Raw genomic sequence first — 20,395 nt, forward strand, 5'->3', positions numbered from 1 at the left:
GTCCGCAGCATGAGCGGACACGCGGCCGGGTTCACCCTCGCCTCAATGAGACGCCAATACGGGCTGCAACGGCTCCCATGCCATTTCTGCGGAAATTTCCTTCATGCATCGGTGATGACCCAAGGGACATTCGCGCTGCTTGCAGGGCGAACATTCCAGCCCGAGCCACAATGACGTGGCGACATCCGAGAACGGCGGCGCGTGTTTCGGATCAGTCGGCCCGTAGATTGCCACGATCGGCCGATTCAAGGCAGAGGCGATGTGCAGCAAGCCGGAATCGTTGCTCACCACGGCATTCGCTTTCGCGATCAGGGCAATCGCGTCGCCCAGCGAGGTAACACCGGCAAGGTTGTGTACGCCCGGCGCTGCGGCGACGATCTCGTCGCACACCGGCTTGTCTTTTCCGGAACCGAGCAAGGCGATCTGTGCCTGCGGATGCGCACGCAGGATGATCTTCGCCAGATCGGCAAAATGCGACGTCGGCCAACGCTTGGCCGATCCGAATTCGGCACCCGGCGCAAATACCACCAGCGGCAGCTCCATGCGCAATCCGATCCTCGACAAGGCGGCCTCTTGCTGCACCTCAGGCACGTTCAGCGACGGACGCGGCAGCGCGGACGGTGCCGGCACCTCGCGCGCAGGTGGTGCGGCAAGCGCGGCATAGAAAGACACCATGGGACGAGGCGCGGCACGATTGTCACGATGGATGACGTTGAGCAGGCCGTACCGCATTTCGCCGCGATACCCGACCCGGCGCGGAATCCCGGCCAGCCAGGGAATCAGCGCGAACTTCAGCGTGTTGGGCAGCACGTAGGCCTCGGCATAGCCTCTTTGCTTCAGACGCGCGGCAAACTCGCGGCGCTCCCGCAATTGCAGCGCACCATGCCTGAACGGCGCTTCCAGCACTGTGTCAACCTCGCGCATCGCCCGCCATGCCGGCGCCACCCAGCCCGGTGCAAGCACATCGATCGGGTGATCGGGATGCCGCTGGCGCAGCAGTTGCAGCAATGGCTGCGCCATCACCGCATCGCCGATCCAGTTCGGCGAGATGACGAGAATACGAGGCACGCCGGATGCAACGGATGTCATGTGCGCGGCACCCGTCCCATCAGGTAAAACTCGTCGTTCGGCCGCATGGACACCACGTTCGCCATGCGGTTGGACAAGCCGAAGAAGGCGGTGATCGCGGCGATGTCCCAGACATCTTCGTCATCGAATCCGTGCTGGTGCAAGAGCGCGTAATCGTCTTCGGTCACGTCCTGCGAACGCAGGCAAACCTTGAGCGCAAAATCCAGCATCGCCTTCTGGCGCGGCATGATATCGGCTTTCAAGTGATTCACCGCGATCTGGTCGGCCACCAGCGGCTGCTTGGAGTAGATGCGCACCAGTGCGCCATGCGCCACCACGCAATACAGGCAACCGTTCCTTGCACTGGTCGCGGTGACGATCATTTCGCGATCGGCCTTGGTCAGGCCGCCGGTGTCCTTCAGCATCAGCGCATCGTGATAGGCGAAGAATGCGCGGAATTCATCGGGCCGATGCGCGAGGGCAAGAAAGACATTCGGCACAAAGCCTGCCTTTTCCTGCACGGCCAGAATCATCTGCTTGATGTCATCCGGCAACTCAATCAACTCGGGCACGGGGAAGCGGGAGATGGGCGGCGTGTTGGTCATGATGCAAGCTCCTTTTCGAACTGCAGATGGTACAGATTGGCATAGACCCCATTTCTGGCAAGAAGCTCCGCATGCGGCCCCGATTCCACGATCCGGCCGCCCACCAGCACGACAATGCGGTCTGCCCGTTCAATCGTGGACAGGCGATGCGCAATGACCAGCGTCGTGCGGCCTTGCATCAGCTCGTCCAGCGCCGCCTGCACGGCGCGCTCGGATTCCGAATCGAGCGCCGAAGTCGCTTCGTCCAGGATCAGGATCGGCGCATCCTTGTAGATTGCGCGCGCAATGGCGAGGCGCTGGCGCTGACCGCCCGACAGGCGCATGCCGTTGTCTCCGACCGGCGTTTCCAACCCTTGCGGCAAGTTCGCGATCACCTCGCTCAGATGCGCCGCTCTCGCCGCGGCCTCGATACGCGCACGATCCGGATTCGCGTCGCCATACGCGATATTGGCCGCCACGGTATCGTCGAACAGCACGACGTTCTGGCTCACCATCGCGATCTGCGCGCGCAGGCTTTCCAGTGCAAGCTGTCCGATCGGCTCGCCATCGAGGCGGATTTCGCCGCTGGTGACGCGATAGAACTCCGGCACCAGGTTGACCAGCGTCGATTTGCCGCCGCCCGACATGCCGACGAATGCCACGGTCTCGCCCGGCATGATCTTCAGATCGATGCCGGCAAGCGCAGGCTGGTTCTGCCCCGGATAGGAGAAGCCGACGTCGACGAACTCCAGCCTGCCGTCGACGCGCCCCGTCAGTCGCTTGCCGTCGCCGCGCTCCGGCGCGGTATCGATCAGCGCGAACACCGCCTCGGCCGCCGCCATCCCGCGCTGCAAGGGCCCGTTGACTTCGGCGATATGCTTCAGCGGCGTCAGCAGCATCAGCATCGCGGTGATGAATGATGCAAAACCGCCGACAGTCGCCTCGCCTCGGCCCGACTGGATCAAGGCAATCACGATCACCACCGACACCGCACAGGCCGTCATGATCTGCGTGATCGGCACCGTCGCGGCGAAGGTGCTGGCCATGCGCATCGCATAGCTGCGCAGCTTGCCGGCGCGGGCTGCGAAACGCGTCTGTTCGTAGTGATTGCCGCCGAAGATCTTGATGACTTGCTGCGCCCGCGTGGTTTCCTCGATGACCTGCGTCAACTCGGCGTTGACCGCGAGATAGTCGCTGTTCAGCTTGCGCAGGCGCTTGCCCGTCATGCGCACCACGACCGCGATCAGCGGCAGCAGCACCAGCGTGATCAGCGTCAGACGCCAGTTCAGCCACAGCAGATAGCCCAGCAGACCGATCACCGTCAGGGTGTCGCGAATCAGGGACGTGAACACGTTGCGGATCATGTCGATGATCTGCTGCACTTCAAACATCATCGAATTGATCACCCGCGCCGATGAGCCTGTCACATAAAAGCTGACGGGCACGTCGAGCAGGCGGTTGAACATCTGCTGCCGCAACTCGTTGAGCAAGCGCGTCGAAACCCACGTCATCATGTACGTGGTCGTGAAGGTGGAAGCGCCGCGCAAGGTGAAAATCCCGACCACGAAGACCGGCACGGCCCACAGCGAGAACGACGGTGCGCCGGAGAAGCCCTTGTCCAGCAGGATCTTCATCATCGCCGCCAGGGACGGCTCGGTCAGCGCCGTCACCATCATGCCGATGAACGCCAGCGCGAGGCGGCCCTTGTACGGAGGAAGCATCAGGGCGAGACGCTTGAAGTGCGTCGGCGGTTTCATTGTTCAGCTCGCTGTATCAACATGTGCAACCTTGCTTGAAAATCAATCGGCACCGCCTGGCAGCGGCTGCGATCGGGAATTGGATTGTTCATACTAACCGACGCGATCCGCGACGGCCGCGCCGCCGCCCCATCGCATCGGGACGCCGCGCCGCGCCTGCGCATACAGGCAACCGGCAAGGAGCGCGAACCAGTGGCCTTCCGTGACATCCCACAACAAACTGTTGAACATGGCCGAGATGAAGAAGACCCCGCACAGTATCAGCACGCAGTCCGCCGCGTAGGAGGCGTTCTTGCGGCCGCCGAAAGCCAGCGATGCCATGAGCAATGCGTACAGCACCAGCCCCGCTGCGCCCAGCTGCACGCCGATCAGGATGATTTCGCTGTGCGGTTGATGCCGGCGCGACTGCATCTCACTGCCTACCGGCCATACCGTTTTTGCGATGGGGGAAAATGCTTCCTGGAACGAACCGGTTCCCGAACCCAGCAAGGGGTTTTCCGCAATCAGCCTCAGGCCGCCGCGATAAAACGCCAGGCGAATGCCGCTTGAACTGAATACCTCCGAGCCGGCAGGCGAACCGGAATGATTTTCCATCTCTGAAACGAGACGCTGAACGCGGGATTTGACATTGTTCGACATAAAGTAAGTACCGGCGAACAACATGAGCACGGTCATGATGCTGATCACCAGCATTTTCGGTCTGGCATGAAACCGCGCGAGCGACAGCACCATCAAGCCGACAAACAACACGATGTAACCGGTACGTCCCTGCGTCAGAAAAATGATCGGGAACGCAAAAAAGAGTCCGCCAACAATCGAGAGTATCCGCGTGCGCGTCGTCGCCGCGTAATGGTAATAAGCAAAGCACGCCACTGCGGCAAAGCCGAGCAGGACGCCGGTCGTGATGTGATTCTTGAAAACCACCGCATTGTGCGGGTCGGGCACGCGCTTGATGCCGATGCTTCCCGGAACCAGGCCCAGCCGCGCGAGATACGAGGAAACGGCAAGAATGGCCGCACCGGCCATGAACGCGATCATCGCGCGCTTCGTCAACTTGTCGTCGCGCCAGGCCAGCGCCATGCCCAGCGGAATCAACAGCAACTTGAGGTATTTGCCGATACCGCCGCGCACCTCATTGGCGGGCGCGATGGTCCACAGGGTGCCGAGGATGAACAGTCCGAACAATGCAAGCGCAAGCAAGGATGGCCGCAAACGCAAGCCGTCCCGCAATTCCCTGTCTGCATACAGCGCAAATGGAAAGCTCAGGTAAGCCAGCCATACGAAAACGTTCGTCAGCGCCGTGGATGTCGAAACAAAAAACAGCGCCAGCACGAAGAACCAACCCGCCATGCGCGTGGCCGCCACTCCCGATATCCTCATCAAATCCATTCCCTTTAATTGCCAGGCCGCCGTTCCGCGAAAGCCTGCGCGATTATATTGGATTATCCCGAATCGACACCATGCGTCTCGCGCCGGAACGCCGCGCCCTGGCAGCCCATCGCAAGCGCAAACCGATGCCCTATAATCCAAGCGCCTCTTTCTGTCGCCATCCGAATATCGTGCAAAACAAACAATGAATACCCCTCCCGAAACAGCGGCGGTTCGCCTGTCCGTGATCCTGATCACGAAGAATGAAGTGCATAACATCAAGGCATGTCTGAATAGCGTGGATTTCGCGGACGAGATCATCGTGGTCGACTCCGGCAGCACGGATGGCACGGTCGAACTGGCGCGCGCGGCCGGCGCTGTTGTCATCGAGACCACGGATTGGCCGGGATTCGGCCCGCAGAAAAACCGCGCACTCGAGGCTGCGCGCGGCGAATGGGTGCTGTCGATCGATGCCGATGAACGCATCACGCCGGAACTCGCCGATGAGATCAGGCAGGCGATTGAACAACGCGCATCGGCCGACGCCTGCGACATTTCGCGCCGCTCGTGGTATTGCGGCCGCTTCATCAAGCATTCCGGCTGGACGCCCGACTACGTGACGCGCCTGTTCAGGCGCGGGAAGGCGAAATTCACCAACGACATCGTGCATGAGCACCTGGTCGTCGAAGGCAGTACGCAACGCCTCAAGTCCGTGATGCTGCATTACAGCTTCCGGGATTTTTCGCAAGTGCTGCAAAAAATTGACAACTATTCCACACTATCTGCACGACAAGCTTACGCGCGCGGCAGGCGCGCCAGTGTGGGCCAGGCCGTACTGCATGGCATGTGGGCTTTCATGCGCACCTATTTCCTGCGCCTGGGCTTTCTGGATGGCGCGAACGGTCTGGCGCTGGCAATTTCCAATGCGGAAGGCAGCTACTACCGGTACCTGAAAATCTGGCTGCTCGATCAACAGGATCCGCTTGCGTCATCGTCCGCAAATACCGTGGACAGGCGCTGATCGCCATGTGCGCAACCCTTGTGAAAACTTGTCAACGACACGCCAGCTTCGAAACATGACTTCAAAAAATGACATGCTGATTTCGGTCATCGTCACCACCTACAATCGACCGGATGCGCTGACGGAGGTGATGCATGCGCTGCTGGATCAGACCGACCGGAACTTTGAAGTGATCATCGCGGACGACGGCTCGGCCGAGCCCACGCGACAAGCCATCCTGCCGTTCCGCAAAACCAGCCGGAGCCGCGGACCGCAGCGCTTCGTTCATGCATGGCAACCGGATGACGGTTTCAGGGCATCGGCTGCGCGCAATCTCGGCGTGTTCGCTTCGCGTGGTGAATATCTCATTTTCCTCGATGGCGATTGCGTTCCGCGACCCGATTTCGTCGCCAGGCACCGGCTGCTGGCGGAAGCGGGCTTCATGGTGTCGGGCAGCCGCGTGCTGCTGTCGGAGCAATTCACGCAACGTCTGCTGTCCACGGACGCGTCCGCCCCGGTTCACTCCATGGGCTTGCCGTACTGGATGATGCAAAGAATCCTCGGCAACGCCAACAAGGTCGTTCCGCTGCTGCACTTCCCCGATACACGCTTGCGCCATTACCGTTCGGTCAAGTGGAGCAGGATCAAGAGCTGCAATCTCGCCATGTGGCGCAGCGACTATGCGGCGGTGAACGGGTTCGATGAAAGCTTTGTCGGCTGGGGCCATGAAGACGCCGACCTCGTGCTGCGCCTTGCGCGGCACGGCGTCAGGCGCAAGGGTGGCGCGTTCTCGACCGAAGTCTTTCATTTGTGGCATCGGGAAAATACACGTGCCACCGAATCGGAAAATCGCCAGCGCGTGGAAGAACGCATGCGCAGCGGCTTGATCAAGGCCGAAAGCGGCTTGTCCGCCCATCCCAAGCCGGAAGATCGCATCGAGACCTGAGTCGCGCTCAGGCCTCGCTCAAAACCGGTCCCAATCCGGCTGCGGCCCGAAGTGCTCCATCAGATGATCGATGAACGCGCGCACCTTCGGCTGCATGTAGCGATTGGGCATGTAGGTCGCGTAGAGCGACGTATCCGGGTTGGCTTCGCTGTCCGGCAGGATCACCTTCAAGCGGCCGCTCTTCAGGTAGCGGCCAAGGATATAGGTGGGAAACAGCACGATCCCCATGCCATCCAACGCAAGTTGCAGCAACACTTCCGAATTGTTGACGCGGCATTTTCCGGAGATCGGCAGGACGACTTCCTTGTTCCCGATCCGGTAATGCCAGCCGCCGCTGCGGGGCGCCGGTATGCCTTGGTAGAGCAGGCATTGGTGGTTCAGCAAATCCTGCGGCGTGTGCGGCGTGCCGTGGCGTGCGAGATATTCCGGCGACGCGACCGTGACCCAGCGTACCGGCGCGATCTTGCGTGCCACCATCGCGGGCGCAGGATGATCGGTGATGCGGATGGCGAGGTCGTAACCCTCATCGACGATATCGACCATGCGGTCGCTCGCATTGAGTTCGACCTCCACGTTTTCATGACGCTGCAGAAAGGTCCGCAATGCCGGCGCAAGATGCAGCGAGGCGAAGATCACCGGCGAGGTGATTCTCAGCACGCCGCGCGGCTCGGCCTGCAGTTGCGTCACGGTTTGCGTTGCGGCATCGATTTCGTGGCTGATGCGCACGCAGTGTTCGTAATACGCCGCACCGATTTCCGTCAGGCTCATGCGGCGCGTGGTGCGGTTGAGCAATCTGACGCCGAGCGCACTTTCCAGGCTGCTGACCTGCTTGCTGACCAGCGATTTCGACGTGTTCAGCATGTGCGCGGCGCTTGAAAAGCTTTTCGTTTCCACCACCTTGGCAAACGTCATCATTTCCGCGAGTCGTTCCATCGTCTCTCCTTCGCATCGATTTATTGTTCTTCATTGAGAACAATCTTATTCCATTTTGTCGGATTGTAATTATCTGGCAACAAACCATAATGTGCTTCACAGAGGCCATATCGACGAGCGCCTCCCGTCAGCAAAGGAGAACGTCATGCGCGCTGCCATCCATGCCAATACCGGCTCCTCGCCGCGATACGAAAACCGCCAGCCGCCGGATCACACAACGATGGAATTGAACCCGCATGGCAGCACGGTCCGGTTGCAGGGAGAACAGCATCTCGCCATGCATGACGCACTCGGCTGGAGCGTGCGCGCACTGTCGGGCACCGTCTGGATCACGCAGGACCGCGACCCGCGCGACGTCGTGCTGCAAGCGGGGGAATCATTCACGCTCGATCGCAACGGCGCGGCGCTGCTGACCCCGATCGGGCGAACCGAGTTTCGGCTGCAACATGCCTGCGCAGATCGTGCCGCATGCGGCAGCGCATCCGGACGGCGGCCCTGGCAGCCGCGGTCCGGCCCGCAAGCGCAGACGGCATAAGCCGAAACAACATGGAGGACACGATGGAACAGCGCCTGCTTCCCTCCTTCCACTGGTGGCGATACCTGCGGCCTGGTCCCGGCAATGGCGCATCGCCGTCCGCGCCGATGCGCGATCGCTGGCGGCTGAAGAACGGCGCGGCTGTCGCCATCCGCGTCGCGCAATCCGGCGATGCGCCACTGATGCAGGACATGGTGCGCGGCTTGTCGATGGAAAGCCGCTATCACCGCTTCTTCTATCCAGTGCGCGAATTGACGCCCGATTTGCTCGACCGCTTCGTGCAAGCCGACCCAATGGGCTCGATGACCTTGCTGGCAGTGAGCGGGAAAGGGAAAGATGAAGTTGCAGTCGGCATGGCGCAGTGCGCAGCCGACCCGTATCCGCTGCGCGGCGAATTTGCAGTGGTCGTGACCGACGCATGGCAGCGCCTCGGCATCGCAACACGGCTGCTGCGCAATGTGATCTGCATCGCACGCGCAGCAGGGATCGAGCGCCTCGAAGGCGACATCATGTCGGACAACGAACCGATGCGCCGCCTGCTGGCAGGCATGGGGTTTGAAACGGGCATCCACCCGGATGGCGCGTATCTGGAAAAAGCATGGAAGGTGCTTGATCAGCCAACCCGGGATTGCTCGGGCTTGACGGGCCTGGTTGCCGGACGCAGCCATCAATCGCAAGCCGTGTTGCACGCGTGAGGATGGCGCGCCGGACAGGGCGTCCGGCGCCATCGCACAATCAGGACTGCAGCGCGGCCTTGTTCAAGCGATCGATAATGCGGCGTGCACGATTGGCGCCCGCATCGACATGGATATCGATCATCGGCAGATCCCCGAAGCGGCACATGTTCTGATACTGCGCTTCAATCACCACCTTGTCTTCCGCGAAAGTTGCTTCGGTCTGGCTATACACCAGCTCGCTCATGTCGGGCCTGTCCGGATGGGAGTTGCTGGCAATGGTCCAGAAATAATGCGAGGTCGTCTCCGTCTCCGGCGTGATGCCGTGGAAACCGCGCATATGGAAACCGCCACGATTCGGGTTGTCGAGCGGCTCCGTATCGGCATCAACCGCACCGGTCCAGATGTTCAGATGCGAGACGTGGAAATCGATTTCCTGCCAGCGGTCGATCAATCCCTTGAACGGCCATGCCTGGCTGTAGGTCGCCGGCGGCTGCGATGCCTTCATCCAGCGCACGACGCGCACGTAGTCGTCGTCGCTTTCAACCCGGGTCGGCGCTTCCATGTGAATCTGCGGATTGCCGCCAATGGTTTTCAAATGCACGTAGCCCAGATGACTCAGGTCCAGCAGATTGTCATGGATCAACTGATACGGCGCGTTGTAATGGAACAGGCCGCCCTTGTACTTGTAGCGCGGGTCGTCATGCGCGGCGATTTCCGGAGGCAGTGACGTCGGCTCGCTGTCAGGCTGATCGCTCAGCCAGATCCAGACGATCTGGTTGCGCTCGGCCACCTTGTATGCCTCGACGCGGCACTTGGATGGAATGCGCGCCTGCCCCGGTATCTCGACGCACTGACCGTTCGGCGCATAAAGCAATCCGTGATAACCGCAGCGAATGCCGCCCTTGTCAATTATGCCGCAGGAAAGCGGCAGTGCACGGTGACAGCAGCGGTCGTCCAATGCCGCAACTTCACCGGCAACGGTACGGAACAGGACGAGCGGACGGTTGAGTATCGTGCGTGCGACAGGTTTGTCCTGGAGTTCCCAGGCATACGCCGCGACATACCATTGATTCATCGGAAACATGATCGTATTTTTTCTTTACTTGGTGGATTCTTTGACCGGGTCTTTCACCCCGTCGAATTTGTCGATTTCGGTGGCGACCAGCTTGCCGGCCTGCCTGTCGATGCGACGGATGTAGATCGTCTGCACGATGTCGCGGGTGGCCGGATCGATCGTCACGGTGCCGCGCGGGCTGGTGCTGGAATAGCCCTTGACGGCTTCCATGAATGCCGCGCCATCGGCATTGCCGTTGGTCTTGGCCAGCGTCCTCGCGATCAGCGCCATGCCGTCATAGGAGGAGGCCGCGAGGAAGCTCGGCTTGAATTTGCCATTGACCGTCTTCGAGAATGCATCGAGGAACTTTGCATTTTCCGCACCCGGCCGGGTGTAGGAATAGAAGCCGGAGGAATAGATGCCGACCAGCGCATCGCCGCCCTCGCCCAGCACGTCATCGTCGCCCCAGCCTTCGCCGCCGAGGAAGCGGATGCCTGCCTTGTCGAGGCCCTTCTCGCGGTATGCCTTGGTGAACGACACCATAGGCTGGCCGTTGGGCAGGAATACATGCACGGCATCCGGCTTCTCATCCTTGATCCGCTGCACGAAGGCGCCATAGTCGACCGTGGATAGCGGCATGCGCACCGAGCCGACGATCTTGCCGCCCAGTCCGGTGAAGGTGTTGTTGAACCAGGTTTCGGCATCGAGGCCTGGACCGTAATCGGAGACGACGGTGAACACGCGGCGCGAGCCGGACTTGTATGCCCATTCAGCGAGCGGCTTGGCCGACTGCGCAATCGTGTAGGAGACACGCGTCACGTACGGCGAACGCGAGGTGATGGCGGACGCAGCGGCATTCATCACCACCATCGGTTTCTTCGCCTGATCCGCGATGCCTGCGGCCGCCATCGCGTTCGGCGTGAACACGAAGCCCGCGAGAATATCGACACGGTCGCGCGTGATCAGCTCTGTGGCGAGACGTTTCGCGACATCCGGCATCGTGCCGGTATCGTCCTTGTAAATGATCTCGATCTTCTTGCCGGCAACCGAATCGCCATGCAGGCGCAGATAGGTCTCGATGCCGGCCCGCATCTGCGCGCCGCTTTCTGCGGCGGTACCCGAGAGCGTCGTGATGACGCCGACCTTGATGGTTCCTTGTGCAAGTGCTGTGGAAGTCAGGCCGGTCAAGATCAGTCCGGCGCAGCAAAGCGCGGTCTTCATGCGATGCATGGGTTGTCTCCTGGTTTCGTTATCGGAATGAATGCACGCTCTTGTCGGTTGGCGCTTTCATGTCATGTTAATGCGTTCGTGTTATATATCAATGGCATTTGGCACATAACATTTATTCGAATTTCAAATATCATGTGGGATCTCGACATTGATCTGAACCTGCTGCCGGTCGTGCTGGCGGTCACGGAAGAACGCAGCGTGAGCCGCGCCGCGCAACGGCTGGGGTGGACCCAGCCCAAGGTCAGCATTGCGCTGAACAAGCTGCGCGCCAGCCTAGGCGATCCGCTTTTCATTCGCACCTCTCACGGCATGGAGCCGACGCCGCGCGCACTGTCGCTGATCGCGCCAACGAAGGACATCCTGCAGCGCGTGAAATCCAATGTGCTGTTGAACGAGGCCTTCGACCCGGCAGCGACGACGCGCAAGTTCACGTTCGCACTGTCGGACATCGGCGAGATGACCTTCCTGCCGAAGCTGCTCGCGTATTTCGAAAAGCATGCGCCCAATGCATCGGTATCATCCGTGACGCTGCCGCCGAACGAGATCGCGAATGGACTCGAGAGTGGCGATGTCGACCTCGCCTGCGGCTACTTCCCCGATCTGAAGAAGCGGAATTTTTTCCAGCAGCGCCTGTTTCCGCATTCCTTCATCTGCCTGCTGAATGCGGATCACCCGATCAAGGGGGAACAACTTTCCATGAAGGACTTTCTTCGTCTGGGCCACGCGGTAGTCCGGGCAGAAGGACGGAGTCAGGAAATCTTCGAGCAGCTGCTCCAGAAGCACAAGATCGAACGGCATGTCGTGCTCTCCACACCGCACTTCATGTCCATTCCGTTCATCATCGCATCGACGAATCTTCTGGTGACTGTACCGTACGCCGTCGGCGAATCCTTTGCCAGGATCGCCAACATCCGCTTGATCAAACCGCCGATGGAAATTCCCTATTTCGACTTGAAACAGCACTGGCATCGGAAGTACCACAAGGATGAAGCCAATATGTGGGTCCGCGCGGTGGTGTCAAAGCTGTTCGGGAATCCGCAGTAAGTGCTGCATAAAAAACCCGCTGGCCTTTCGGACAGCGGGTTGTTGTCAGTCAACCAGGATACGACTGGGAAACGCGTTCAGTATTCCACCGTCGCGCCCTGCACTCCCAGCCGGTCGAACAGGGTCTGCTTCAGCGCATCGACCGGCGACACGCGCCAGTCGTCAGCCAGGCGAATTTCGCAACCGACGCCCGGCAGCGCGTAGCGCATCGTCAGCGGCAGGCCGGTATCGGAGCGATACGGCGCGAGGATGGTCTTGATCTGTGCCGCATCGATGCGATTCGACAGCGAGAATGCAAACTGCTTGCCGAACTGCACGCGCGCCGTCGCGATATCCATCACCTTGTCCGCCGTGATGCGCAAGCCACCGGAGAAGCGATCCTCGGACACCTTGCCCTGCACGGCGAGGAATTCATCCTCCTTGAACAGGTTGCGGTTCGGATCGAAGAGTTCGTTGTACACCGTGACATCCACCGTCGCCGTCTTGTCGTCCAGCGTCACGATCACCATCTTGCCGCGCTGGGTCATCTGGGTGCGTACGGCGGTGATCACGCCGGCGATCAGGCGCTGGTCGCGCGCCGGCTCCAGCTTCACCAGCGGCGTGCGGGCGAACTTTCGCACCTCGTCCGCATAGGCGTCGAACAGGTGGCCGGACAGGTAGAAACCGAGTGCGACCTTTTCTTCCGTGAGCCTTTGCTTGTCGCTCCATGGCGGGGCTTTCACGTATTCCAGCGGTGCTTCCATGCCGGAGTCCGCGTCGCCGAACAGGCTGACCTGATTGGCCGAGGCCTCGGCCTGTTCCGCGCATTCCATCGCGAAATTCACCGACGCCAGCAGCACCGCGCGATCCGCATTGAGACTGTCGAATGCGCCGGCGCGAATCAGCGCTTCGATCGTGCGGCGGTTGATCTGGCGCTTGTCGACGCGCTTGACGAAATCGAACAAGTCGGCGAACGGTCCACCCTGCCGCGCCGCGATGATCGCTTCGATGGCATTCTGGCCCGAGCCCTTGACTGCGCCGAGGCCGTAGCGGATCTTGTTCGCCTTCTGGCCCGGCTCGCCGACCGGCGTGAAGCGATAAACCGACAGGTTGATGTCCGGCGGCAGCAGCGTGAGGCCGCACACGTCAACCGCGTCTTCGACCAGAATCTTGATCTTGTCGGTGTCGTCCATCGCGAGCGACAAGTTGGCCGCCATGAACGCGGCGGGATGATGCGCCTTCAGGTATGCAGTGTGATACGACAGCAATGCATACGCGGCGGCGTGCGACTTGTTGAAGCCGTAGCCCGCGAACTTTTCCATCAAATCGAAAATCTCGTCGGCCTTCTCCTGCGACAGCCCGTTCTTCGCCGCGCCTTCGCGGAAGATCAGGCGGTGCTCCGCCATTTCTTCCGGCTTCTTCTTGCCCATCGCGCGGCGCAGCAAGTCCGCGCCGCCGAGCGAGTAACCGCCGATGACCTGCGCCATCTGCATCACCTGCTCCTGATACACCATGATGCCGTAGGTTTCGGACAGGATGCCTTCGGTGCGCGGGTCGGGATATTCGAAGCGTTCGCCGTGCTTGCGTCGGCAGAAATCCGGGATCAGATCCATCGGGCCTGGGCGATACAGCGCCACCAGCGCGATGATGTCCTCGAAGCGGTCGGGCCGCGCATCCTTCAGCATGCCTTGCATGCCGCGGCTTTCAAGCTGGAACACGGCGACCGTTTTCGCCTTGGTCAGCAGCTCATAGGAAGCGCGGTCGTTGAGCGGCAATTTCTCCAGCGAGAAATCCGCCATCGCCGGATCGAGCCGCTTGATGTAGCGCACGGCGCGGTCGAGAATCGTCAGCGTGGTCAGCCCCAGAAAGTCGAACTTCACCAGGCCGACCGCTTCCACGTCGTCCTTGTCGTACTGCGACACCACGCCCGAATCGCCGCCCTGCGTGTACAGCGGGCAGAAATCGGTCAGCTTGCCCGGCGCGATCAGGACGCCGCCGGCGTGCATGCCGATGTTGCGCGCGATGCCTTCGACCTGCTGCGCGAGATCGAGCAATTGCTTGACCTCTTCTTCGTTTTCCATGCGCTCCTTCAAGAGCGGCTCTTCCTCGATCGCGTCGGCGATCGTCACCAGCTTGCCCGGCTTGAACGGGATCAGCTTGGAAATGCCGTCGCAGAAGGTATAGCTCATGTCGAGCACGCGGCCGACATCGCGCACCGCGCCCTTGGCCGCCATCGTGCCGAAGGTCGCGATCTGCGACACCGCGTCGCGGCCGTAGCGATCCTTCACGTACTGGATCACGCGATCGCGGTTCTCCTGGCAGAAGTCGATATCGAAGTCGGGCATCGATACCCGTTCCGGATTCAGGAAGCGTTCGAACAGCAGGTTGTATTCGAGCGGATCGAGGTCGGTAATCTTCAACGCGTACGCCACCAGCGAACCCGCACCGGAGCCCCGGCCCGGCCCGACCGGCACGCCGTTGTTCTTGCCCCACTGGATGAAGTCCGCCACGATCAGGAAGTAGCCGGGGAAGCCCATCTTGATGATGGTGTCGGTTTCGAATTTCAGGCGCTCTTCATAGCGCGCACGGTTCGTCTCGCGCTTCTCGGGATCGGCGAACAGCTGCACCAGGCGTTCTTCCAGCCCGGTTCTCGCCTGCTGCACCAGGAAGTCATCGAGCGACATGCCGTCCGGCGTCGGGAACAGCGGCAGCTTCGGCTTGCCCAATTCCAGTTGCAGGTTGCAGCGCTTGGCAATCTCGATCGAGTTTTGCAACACGGCCGGCATGTCGGCAAACAGCTCGACCATCTCGGCCTGCGACTTGAATGCCTGCTGCTCATTGAAGCGCTTGACGCGGCGCGCATTGGCGAGGATCTCGCCTTCGGCGATACAGGTGCGTGCCTCGTGTGCGATGAATTCTTCGCGCGTCAGAAACTGGGTCGGATGCGTCGCCACCACCGGCAGGTTCAGCTTCGCCGCCAGCGCCACCGTCTGCCGGACGTGGCTTTCCATGTTCGGCTGGCCGTAGCGCTGTATCTCAAGGTAGAAATGATTCGGGAAGATACGCGTCCAGCGTTCGGTGCAGCGTTGCGCCGCCTCCATGTTGCCATTGTCGATTGCAATCCCGACATCACCCGATTGCGCCCCCGACAAGGCGATCAGTTCGCTCGCCGCGCCGCCTTCCAGCCAGTCGGCGCGAATCTCCGCACGGCCGCGATAGACATTGGTCAGCCAGGCCCTGGACAGCAACTCGCACAACTGCAGATAGCCGGTGCGATTCTTGACGAGCAACAACAGGCGCGATGGCTTGTCGCGGTCGTCGTCATTGCTGATCCAGACGTCGCAACCGGCGATCGGCTTCATGCCCTTGCCGCGCGCGGCCTTGTAGAACTTGACCATGCCGAACAGGTTGGCAAGATCGGTAATCGCCAGCGCAGGCTGGCCGTCTTTGGCGGCGGCCTTGATGACGTCATCGATGCGCACGAGGCCATCGACAATGGAGTATTCGGAGTGGAGGCGGAGATGGATGAAGTGCGGCGATGTCATCGGTGTATTTTACCGCGCCTGCCTCCTTCCGCCGGGCAATCCTTGCGGCAATCACAGTCAATTTCGTCTGTCCGCCGCCGAAGCGATGGCGAACCGCGACGATGGCACTCATCCCCGTTTATAATGTTGGCAAATCAAAGACTTACAGAGATTTTCACTCATGCAGCCAGCCAATCCCTACGTCAACATCTCCGCTTACAAATTTGTCACGTTCAACGATACGCTTGAAAAGCGTTCGCAATTCCGCGCACTGTGCGAAGAACTGAGCCTGAAGGGCACCATTCTTCTCAGCCCGGAAGGCATCAACCTGTTTCTTGCCGGCCTGCGCGAACAGATCGACACCTTCCTCACATGGCTGCGCGCCGATCAGCGCTTCGCCGATCTGGAAGTCAAGGAAAGCCTGTCGGACCGGCAGCCGTTCACGCGCATGCTGGTCAAGTTGAAGCGCGAAATCATCACGATGAAGCATCCTCTGATCAAGCCGGAAGAAGGCCGCGCACCCGCCGTTGCAGCGACGACATTGAAGCGCTGGCTGGATCAGGGGCACGACGATGCCGGCAAGCCGGTGGTGATGGTCGATACGCGCAATGCATTCGAAGTCGATGTCGGCACATTCGACAACACGGTCGACTATCGGATCGAGAAATTCAGCGAATTCCCGGATGTGATCGCGGCGCACAAGGATGATTTCGAAGGCAAGACGATCGTGACCTTCTGCACCGGCGGCATCCGCTGCGAAAAGGCCGCAATCCACATGCAGAACGTCGGCTACGACAGCGTGTATCAACTCGAAGGCGGCATTCTGAAATACTTCGAGGCAGTGGGCGGCGCGCACTACACCGGCGACTGCTTCGTCTTCGATTACCGCACCGCGCTGAATCCGAAACTGGAGGCGACGCAAACCGCGCAATGTTTCGCTTGTCGCGCCGTGGTCACGCCGCGCGAACAGTTGTCACCGTATTACATTCCAGGAAAATCCTGCCCGCATTGCCAGAAGGAAGTGCGGGCAGAGTTGCAGGAAGCATAATTCCATACTGGAACGCTTGAGTGGCTTCCTGCGGGAAGCCACTCAATGACATCAAGTCAGATCGAACAGCAACACTTCCGCATCCCTTCCCTGCGTCACGTCAATTTTCGGCTCGCTCACCGCTTTCAACGCATCCCCGGTCTTGAGCGGCACGCCATTGACGGTCACTTCTCCACGCGCAACATGCAGATAGGCACGACGGCCTTTTGCGATCGGCATGCTCGCGTTTTCGGCACCGCTGAACAGTCCCGCATATACCTTGGCATCCTGATGAATCGTGACCGAACCATCCTGCCCGTCGGGACTGGCAATCAGGCGAAAATGGCCGCGCTTGTCTTCCTCCGAAAAGCGTTTTTCTTCGTAGCCCGGCGCAATCCCGCGCGCATTCGGTTCGATCCAGATTTGCAGGAAATGCGTCTGCCGATCCGGCAGCTGGTTGAACTCCGAATGCATGACACCGGTACCGGCACTCATGCGCTGCACGTCGCCGGGCCGGATCACGCTGCCATTGCCCATGCTGTCTTTGTGCGCAAGCGCGCCTTCCAGCACGTAACTGATGATTTCCATGTCCCGATGACCATGCGAGCCGAAACCCGAGCCGCCGCTGATGCGATCGTCATTGATCACGCGTAATGCGCCGAATCCCATGTGCTGTGGATCGTGGTAATCGGCGAACGAGAAACTGAAGTGCGAATTGAGCCATCCGTGATCGGAATGGCCGCGCTCTTCGCTTTTGCGTAACTCAATCATGTTGTCATTCCTTTCATGCAAGCGCATTGCGTCGATATGAGCAGCGTTTGTTCTGTTTTACCATGACGTTATTCGACAACCAGGCACGAAGACAATTCTGATGACGCATTACATCGGCCGTTTCGCCCCCTCTCCAACCGGCCCTCTGCACAAAGGTTCGCTGGTCGCGGCCATGGCCAGCTATCTGGATGCGAAAGCGCAGCAGGGAAAATGGCTGGTGCGCATCGAAGACATCGACGAGGCGCGCACGGTACCGGGCTCGGCGGAATCCATTCTCGAAACCTTGAGCGCACTGGGCATGCAATGGGATGGCGAGGTGGTGTGGCAAAGCCGGCGCAAGCCTCTCTACGAGGCCGCGTTCGAACGGCTGGGCTCGCATGCCTATGCCTGCGGCTGCACGCGGCGCGAGATTGCCGATTCGCGGCTCGGCGTGGCATCCGATGGCGCGGCCGTCTATCCGGGAACCTGCCGCCATGGTTTGGCTGAAGGAAAGGCTGCACGCGCCTACCGGCTGCGCGTACCCGATGCGGGAACTGACTGTATTGCGTTCGCGGATCGCTGGATGGGTTCCATCTCGCAACATCTGGCCACCGAAGTGGGCGATTTCGTATTGAAGCGCGCGGATGGTTTCTGGGCCTATCAACTGGCAGTGGTGGTGGATGACGGCGAGCAAGGCGTAACGCATGTAGTGCGCGGCGCCGATCTGCTGGAATCGACGGCGCGGCAGATTTATCTGCAAGGCCTGCTCGGCCTGCCGTCACCGCGCTATCTGCATGTGCCGATGGTAACCAATGAGGCGGGTGAAAAGCTGTCGAAACAGACCGGCGCCCATGCACTCGACCTGTCGCAACCGCTGGAAGAATTGCAGGCGACCGCCGCATTCCTCGGTCTTGCGATCAAAGAGACACGATCGGTGGAGGATTTCTGGGTGCGGGCAGCGTACGCGTGGAGGCAACGCTTTCCCGCATAGGTTCGTTCGCCTGCAACGCGTGTGCGAAATTACGCACCATGGCCGCCTGAATCCGCGGCCTCTCATCAGGGTTGGTCAGCGCTTGGGCGTGCCGCCCAACAATGCGGCGACCTTCGTTTTTTGCGGCTTGGTAGTGGCGGGTTTATTGGCCACAGCGGTGTCGCTTTCCGCATGTCCGGTGGATGGCTCCGGCTCATACGGCTTCAGGAACCACGGATCGACCTTTTCCTTGCGCGGGCCGTAGGCGCTGCGGCCGTACTGCGCACCCCGGCTCGGCGATGCGCCGGATTCGCTGTCGTCGCGGCGCGGACGCCGCTCGCTCGACCGCTGCGGCACGAAGCCGCTCAGTTGCAGGCGAGCGATATTGTGCTTGATCAGTTTTTCAATGTCGGCGAGCAGCCGCGTGTCCTTGTCGGTGTACAGCGAAATCGCGTCGCCCGATGCTCCTGCACGGCCGGTGCGGCCGATGCGATGCACATAGTCCTCGGCGTTGTACGGCAAGTCGAAATTGATGACACAAGGCAGTTCCGCGATATCCAGTCCGCGCGCCGCGACGTCGGTGGCAACCAGCACTTCGATCGTGCCTTGCTTGAATGCCTCCAGCGCGGCCATGCGTTCGGCCTGCGTCTTGTCGCCGTGAATCGCGGAGGCCTTCACACCTTCCTTCTCCAGATGACGCGACAGGCGCGATGCGCCGATCTTGGTGTTGGAGAAGACGATGACCTGCTTCAAGCCGCGATCGCGGATGATGTGCGCAATCGCATCGCGCTTGGCTTCCTCTTCGACTTTGTAAAGCACCTGCGTCACGTTGTCGGCGGTCGCATTGCTGCGCGCGACTTCGATCGTCACTGGATTCTGCAGGAAGCTGGCTGCCAGTTTCTTGATGTCAGGAGAAAAGGTCGCGGAGAACATCAGGTTCTGCCGCTGCTTCGGCAACAGATTGATGATGCGTTGCAAGTCCGGCAAGAAACCCATGTCCAGCATGCGATCGGCTTCATCCATGACGAGGATTTGCGTCTGTCCGAGATTCAGGGTTTTCTGCTGCACATGGTCGAGCAGCCGTCCCGGCGTGGCGATCACGATTTCCACCCCGGCACGCAAGGCCGCGGTCTGCGGTGCCATGTCGACCCCGCCGAAAACCACGGTCGCGCGCAACGGCGTGTGTCGCGAGTACGCCTTGACGTTATCGGCAACCTGGTCGGCCAGTTCGCGCGTCGGCGTCAGGATCAGCGCACGCACCGGATGGCGCGCCGGCGATGCACTTGTGTTTGCATGCTCCAACAGCGATTGAATGATTGGCAACGAGAAACCGGCGGTCTTGCCTGTGCCCGTCTGCGCGGCACCCATGACATCACGGCCTTGCAGCACGATGGGAATCGCTTCGGCCTGGATCGGTGTCGGATGCGTATAACCTTGATCGGCAAGCGCACGCAAAATATCGGGCGACAAGCCGAAGTCTTCGAAGCGGACAGCCGGCGCGGCATTTTGCATAGATGCTAACTGTGTATCGGACATGGTAATAATTACTCTGCCGCAGTAGGGTACGGCGCTGCTAGGGTTAGGGATGCGAATTGACCCCGGTGACGAAGCCGCCAGAAATTGACGCTCTTTCAATATGTAACCCTTCATTATACGCCTCACCCGATATGCCGGGGCACGGGCACGCGCATCCAACGCGGCGCATTCAATCTCGAAAGAGCACGACCCAGGTCTGACAATGCGCACGTCAAAAAATTGCGCGGCATTCCAGCATGACAACGAACGTCGCATGCAATATCCCTCGGACTGCATTCGTGCAACCGAAGCGCACGAGAATGATATCTCTCAATAAGCATTCGATGCGGACGTAATCCAATGGTTGAAGACGTCGTGACGGATGCATCACCGCATCCGTCACGGACCCGTGCATGCACTCGCGCATTGCATCG

17 protein-coding genes are annotated in these 20,395 nt (G+C 60.5%); 7 read left to right on the forward strand and 10 right to left on the reverse strand.

All coding sequences use genetic code 11. From position 1 onward, the window contains the following. Positions 1 to 42: 42 nt before the first annotated feature. From waaF to D3870_RS14100, 4 genes are all read right to left on the reverse strand, one after another. Positions 43 to 1,089, reverse strand: a complete 1,047-nt coding sequence (waaF, locus tag D3870_RS14085; protein WP_242489984.1) for a lipopolysaccharide heptosyltransferase II — start codon at positions 1,087 to 1,089, stop codon at positions 43 to 45. Continuing rightward, on the reverse strand, positions 1,086 to 1,673 hold the full coding sequence (locus tag D3870_RS14090; RefSeq protein WP_119740035.1) for a peroxidase-related enzyme: 588 nt from the start codon (positions 1,671 to 1,673) through the stop codon (positions 1,086 to 1,088). Before D3870_RS14090 ends, waaF begins: the two co-directional genes overlap by 4 nt. Next, positions 1,670 to 3,409, reverse strand: coding sequence for a lipid A export permease/ATP-binding protein MsbA (gene msbA, locus D3870_RS14095; RefSeq protein WP_119740037.1), 1,740 nt, complete (start codon positions 3,407 to 3,409; stop codon positions 1,670 to 1,672). Before msbA ends, D3870_RS14090 begins: the two co-directional genes overlap by 4 nt. A 93-nt stretch (positions 3,410 to 3,502) precedes the next feature. Then, on the reverse strand, positions 3,503 to 4,789 hold the full coding sequence (locus tag D3870_RS14100; protein WP_158590468.1) for an O-antigen ligase family protein: 1,287 nt from the start codon (positions 4,787 to 4,789) through the stop codon (positions 3,503 to 3,505). Between the two features lie 193 nt (positions 4,790 to 4,982). On the opposite strand from D3870_RS14100, the gene D3870_RS14105 reads away from it, so the two are divergent. Then, positions 4,983 to 5,798 (forward strand): glycosyltransferase family 2 protein, encoded by an 816-nt coding sequence (locus D3870_RS14105; protein ID WP_119742132.1) that lies wholly within the window; start codon positions 4,983 to 4,985, stop codon positions 5,796 to 5,798. Between the two features lie 55 nt (positions 5,799 to 5,853). Beyond that, complete coding sequence (locus tag D3870_RS14110) at positions 5,854 to 6,723, forward strand: glycosyltransferase family 2 protein (RefSeq protein ID WP_119740041.1); 870 nt, start codon at positions 5,854 to 5,856, stop codon at positions 6,721 to 6,723. A gap of 18 nt (positions 6,724 to 6,741) precedes the next feature. Here the strand turns inward: D3870_RS14110 and D3870_RS14115 are convergent, their stop codons facing one another. Further along, positions 6,742 to 7,656 carry a LysR family transcriptional regulator gene (locus D3870_RS14115; RefSeq protein WP_119740043.1) on the reverse strand — a complete coding sequence of 305 codons (915 nt, stop codon included), beginning with the start codon at positions 7,654 to 7,656 and terminating at the stop codon, positions 6,742 to 6,744. 145 nt (positions 7,657 to 7,801) lie between these two features. On the opposite strand from D3870_RS14115, the gene D3870_RS14120 reads away from it, so the two are divergent. After that, positions 7,802 to 8,191, forward strand: coding sequence for a DUF2917 domain-containing protein (locus tag D3870_RS14120; protein ID WP_119740045.1), 390 nt, complete (start codon positions 7,802 to 7,804; stop codon positions 8,189 to 8,191). A gap of 23 nt (positions 8,192 to 8,214) precedes the next feature. Beyond that, positions 8,215 to 8,886, forward strand: coding sequence for a GNAT family N-acetyltransferase (locus D3870_RS14125; RefSeq protein ID WP_158590469.1), 672 nt, complete (start codon positions 8,215 to 8,217; stop codon positions 8,884 to 8,886). Positions 8,887 to 8,926: 40 nt separating this feature from the next. On the opposite strand, the gene D3870_RS14130 is transcribed toward D3870_RS14125, so the two are convergent. Together D3870_RS14130 and D3870_RS14135 are read right to left on the reverse strand one after the other, a co-directional pair. Then, positions 8,927 to 9,952 carry an aromatic ring-hydroxylating oxygenase subunit alpha gene (locus D3870_RS14130; protein ID WP_119740049.1) on the reverse strand — a complete coding sequence of 342 codons (1,026 nt, stop codon included), beginning with the start codon at positions 9,950 to 9,952 and terminating at the stop codon, positions 8,927 to 8,929. Between the two features lie 15 nt (positions 9,953 to 9,967). Beyond that, entirely contained in the window at positions 9,968 to 11,152 is a 1,185-nt protein-coding gene (locus D3870_RS14135) for an ABC transporter substrate-binding protein (RefSeq protein WP_119740051.1), read from the reverse strand. A 132-nt stretch (positions 11,153 to 11,284) separates the two neighbouring features. On the opposite strand from D3870_RS14135, the gene D3870_RS14140 reads away from it, so the two are divergent. After that, complete coding sequence (locus D3870_RS14140) at positions 11,285 to 12,196, forward strand: LysR family transcriptional regulator (RefSeq protein ID WP_119740053.1); 912 nt, start codon at positions 11,285 to 11,287, stop codon at positions 12,194 to 12,196. Between the two features lie 77 nt (positions 12,197 to 12,273). Here the strand turns inward: D3870_RS14140 and dnaE are convergent, their stop codons facing one another. Next, positions 12,274 to 15,720: a DNA polymerase III subunit alpha gene (dnaE, locus tag D3870_RS14145; RefSeq protein ID WP_119740055.1), complete on the reverse strand. Its 3,447-nt coding sequence runs from the start codon at positions 15,718 to 15,720 to the stop codon at positions 12,274 to 12,276. Positions 15,721 to 15,880: 160 nt separating this feature from the next. Here dnaE and D3870_RS14150 point away from each other — a divergent pair, with 160 nt between their 5' ends. Further along, positions 15,881 to 16,747, forward strand: coding sequence for a sulfurtransferase (locus D3870_RS14150; RefSeq protein ID WP_119740056.1), 867 nt, complete (start codon positions 15,881 to 15,883; stop codon positions 16,745 to 16,747). 51 nt (positions 16,748 to 16,798) lie between these two features. Here D3870_RS14150 and D3870_RS14155 read toward each other — a convergent pair whose 3' ends face one another. Next, positions 16,799 to 17,497 carry a pirin family protein gene (locus D3870_RS14155; protein WP_119742134.1) on the reverse strand — a complete coding sequence of 233 codons (699 nt, stop codon included), beginning with the start codon at positions 17,495 to 17,497 and terminating at the stop codon, positions 16,799 to 16,801. Between the two features lie 100 nt (positions 17,498 to 17,597). Between D3870_RS14155 and gluQRS the strand changes: the two genes are divergently transcribed. Continuing rightward, entirely contained in the window at positions 17,598 to 18,467 is an 870-nt protein-coding gene (gene gluQRS, locus D3870_RS14160; RefSeq protein ID WP_119740058.1) for a tRNA glutamyl-Q(34) synthetase GluQRS, read from the forward strand. 75 nt (positions 18,468 to 18,542) lie between these two features. On the opposite strand, the gene D3870_RS14165 is transcribed toward gluQRS, so the two are convergent. Next, positions 18,543 to 19,982: a DEAD/DEAH box helicase gene (locus D3870_RS14165; RefSeq protein WP_119740060.1), complete on the reverse strand. Its 1,440-nt coding sequence runs from the start codon at positions 19,980 to 19,982 to the stop codon at positions 18,543 to 18,545. Between the last annotated feature and the right edge of the window lie 413 nt (positions 19,983 to 20,395).

Origin of the sequence: Noviherbaspirillum cavernae (assembly GCF_003590875.1) — a bacterium.
Lineage (GTDB): Bacteria > Pseudomonadota > Gammaproteobacteria > Burkholderiales > Burkholderiaceae_D > Noviherbaspirillum > Noviherbaspirillum cavernae.